Here is a 2,954-nt window from a genome sequence, read left to right on the forward strand (position 1 = left end):
GGGTGACCCGCACCAATATCAACCATTACTTCCGGAGCAAGCACGAGCTCTACCGCACAATGTTCGAACCCCATAAAGACAGAGTGATCACCGCCGGTATCCCCGACGCACCGACGGCGACCCACCTCCCCGGGCCCCCCCCTCCCCCGGCGGGGCGCGTGCGCGGGCGGCGGGGCGCCGGCCCCCCCGCGGGCCGGGCCCCCCCGCGGCTGTCCGAGCCCGGCGCGCGGCCGGGGTTTGCGTTCGGCCGTGATCCGCGGGTTTCCCGCTGTGCTGCTCGGCCGCGGTGGCGTGTTGTCTCCGCACCCGCTCGTCGTGCTCTCGTCGGCGGCAGCCCGGGGGCGGTTACCGCCTCCGGCGGCGACGCCGCACCGGCCGGGGCTTCGCGCACCATGAGGTCGGTCCAGAGCGCGCTTCCCGCAACGTCGGGGCATGGTCGCGCCTGATCCGGGCAGGAACAGGTGGCTCGCTCAGGCAGAGCCGGCGTTCACGTAGTAGTCCCGCATGGCGGGGTAGTAGTCGTCGAATTCGGGCCGGTCCCCGCCCGCGAGTGCGGTGCCGAGCATATCCAGGTAGTACTCCCAGCCGGGACCGGCCTCACCGGCGATCTCCGGCGAAGCCAGATGGTGGGTGAACACCAACTCGGTCTGCCCGTCGCGTTCGGTCAACGCGGCTTCGAGATGCCAGCTGCCGTGCTCGTCGACGGTGCGCAGGGAGAGATGGCGCGGCGGAGTGCAGGCGTCGATCGTGAAGTCGGCCCAGGGCTGTTCTTCCTCGTAGGCCAGCTGGACCTGGATGGTCCGGCCCGGACCCGCTTCGCCTTTCCACGGCCCGAACCAGCGGGCGGTGCGATCGGATTCGGTGATACCGGCCCATACATCCGCGATGGGGGCGCGGAAGGTCCGGGTGAGGATCAGGTCTTGTCCCTCCGGAGTTTTCTCCAGGCGTCCGCTCGGTCGGATGGTCATGCGGAATTCTCCAAGCTGTCGGGTTCTGTCGTCTGCCGGCCTGCCTCTTCCTGTTCGGCACGGTGTTCCCGGCGGGTCCGGTAGACCTCGGTGGCCAGTGCGTCCAGGCGGTGTTCCCAGCCCGTGGGCCGATCGAGTGTCTCGATCCAGGAGCGCACTTCCCGCAGTGGTGCCGTGTCCAGGGAGTAGTACCGTTGCCGGCCCACCAGGTCGTCGTGCACGAGTCCGCTGTCGCGTAGTACTCGCAGGTGGCGGCTGATCGCCGGACGACTGATCGCAAACTGCGCGGCGATCGCGCCGGCGGTGAGGCGGGTACCGCGCAGCATCGTCAGGATTTCGCGTCGGATCGGGTCGGCGATTGCCGCGGCTGCCTCGTCCACGACGGAAGCGTAACCTATCAGTTACGTATTGTCCAGTTCCCGAGGTCTCGATCGGATGAGGGCGCGTGTGCCGTGCCGGTCGGGTGCCGGCCGCGGTCGCACAATGACGGCATGGTGGCTGTGACGGTCGTACCCGGAGACATCACCGAACAGCAGGTCGACGCGGTGGTCAACGCCGCGAACTCCGAACTGCTGGGTGGTGGCGGCGTGGACGGTGCCATTCACCGCCGCGGTGGACCCGCCATCCTCGCGGAATGCCGGCGGCTGCGAGAGACGGAGTACCCGCGCGGGCTGCCTACCGGTCAGGCGGTGGCGACGACGGCGGGCGAGCTACCTGCGCGCTGGGTGATCCATACCGTCGGTCCGGTGTGGTCGGCCCGCGGTGACCGTGCGGCGCAGCTGGCACCGCTGCTGGCGTCGTGCTACCGGGAATCTCTGCGGGTCGCCGAGGAGCTGGGGGCGCGCAGTGTGGCGTTTCCGGCGATCTCCACCGGCGCGTACCGCTGGCACATGGACGACGCGGCTCGCATCGCGGTGGGCACTGTCCGGGAACAAAGCCCTGCCACCGTCGAGGAAGTGCGGTTCGTGCTCTTCGACGCCGCCGCATACGACGCCTTCTCCGCCCAGCTGGCACTCTGAACCTCGGATCGCGGTAGGCCGTCGGCGCGTCGCGCGGCGCCTGCGCACACCGGATGACCGCTCGGCCGGTCGGCGGGAGGGGCTTCGCCACCCGCCCGGGTCAGGGGTGTTCGAGGCCACCTGGGCCTGGCGCGAGCCGATCGCTGAACTGGGCACCGCCGTTGGTCGACCCAGCGCATCGTCAGGTTCGACACCGCGGTTCGGTGCCCTGGCCTGCCGGGGCCGAACCGCAACCGAGTGCCAGGATCGGGCGACGTCGAGCGCCGCGCGGCGAGCGACGCTGACTACCGAGCGAAGAGGTCGCCGAGCCGGGAGTCGCTCGAACGGTGAAGCCCGGGCGAATTCAGGTCGCCGGCCTGCGGGGCGACAGGCGGAGCCGATGGCCGGGCCGCTCTTTTGTGCCGCCGACCGGGAGGTGTGTGCCCGTGTCACTGTCGTCCGGAATTGCGGCGCTGCACTAGACTTCGAACAATTGTTCGTTCTGGGAAAGGTTGTGCGGGTGCGGGTGATGGGCGTCGACCCCGGGCTCACCCGGTGCGGGATCAGCATGGTCGAAGGGGGAGCGGGTCGTACCGTACGTGCTATCGCCGTGGATGTGGTGCGGACCCCGGCCGAGATGGACCTCGCCCAGCGGTTGCTGCGGATCGCGGATGCCGCCGAGGACTGGATGGGGACCCACCGGCCGGAGGTGGTGGCGATCGAACGGGTCTTCGCCCAGCACAATGTGCGCACCGCCATGGGTACCGCGCAGGCGGGCGGGGTGATCGCACTGGCGGCCGCGCGCCGTGGGATCCCGGTGATGTTCCATACTCCCAGTGAGGTGAAGGGCGGCGGGGGGGGGGGGCGGGGGGGGGGGGGGGGGCGGGGGGCGCCGGTGGCGGGGGTTCACCTGGGGGTACAGCTTTTTTTGCCCCCCCCCGCGGTCCCCGCCCCCGGGGGCCTTCACCTCACTGGGAGTATGGAACAT

The 2,954-nt window shown here is 70.3% G+C and carries 4 protein-coding genes; 2 read left to right on the forward strand and 2 right to left on the reverse strand.

Annotated elements, in window-relative coordinates; genetic code table 11:
• Positions 1–470: 470 nt before the first annotated feature.
• Together QH195_RS22775 and QH195_RS22780 are read right to left on the reverse strand one after the other, a co-directional pair.
• Entirely contained in the window at positions 471–968 is a 498-nt protein-coding gene (locus QH195_RS22775) for an SRPBCC family protein (protein ID WP_280436934.1), read from the reverse strand.
• Positions 965–1,348, reverse strand: a complete 384-nt coding sequence (locus QH195_RS22780) for a metalloregulator ArsR/SmtB family transcription factor (RefSeq protein WP_280423191.1) — start codon at positions 1,346–1,348, stop codon at positions 965–967. The genes QH195_RS22775 and QH195_RS22780 overlap by 4 nt, the downstream gene beginning before the upstream one ends.
• Before the next feature lie 111 nt (positions 1,349–1,459).
• Here QH195_RS22780 and QH195_RS22785 point away from each other — a divergent pair, with 111 nt between their 5' ends.
• Entirely contained in the window at positions 1,460–1,987 is a 528-nt protein-coding gene (locus QH195_RS22785; protein WP_280436935.1) for an O-acetyl-ADP-ribose deacetylase, read from the forward strand.
• Between the two features lie 499 nt (positions 1,988–2,486).
• On the forward strand, positions 2,487–2,954 hold a 468-nt coding region (locus QH195_RS22790; protein ID WP_280436936.1), incomplete at its 3' end, for a crossover junction endodeoxyribonuclease RuvC.

Source organism: Nocardia carnea (assembly GCF_029868855.1).
Lineage (GTDB): Bacteria > Actinomycetota > Actinomycetes > Mycobacteriales > Mycobacteriaceae > Nocardia > Nocardia carnea_A.

Bases quoted from the DNA above. Each gene is read 5' to 3' on its own strand.
- QH195_RS22775 (WP_280436934.1), bottom strand. From the start codon at position 968: ATGACCATCCGACCGAGCGGACGCCTGGAGAAAACTCCGGAGGGACAA.
- QH195_RS22785 (WP_280436935.1), top strand. From the start codon at position 1,460: ATGGTGGCTGTGACGGTCGTACCCGGAGACATCACCGAACAGCAGGTC.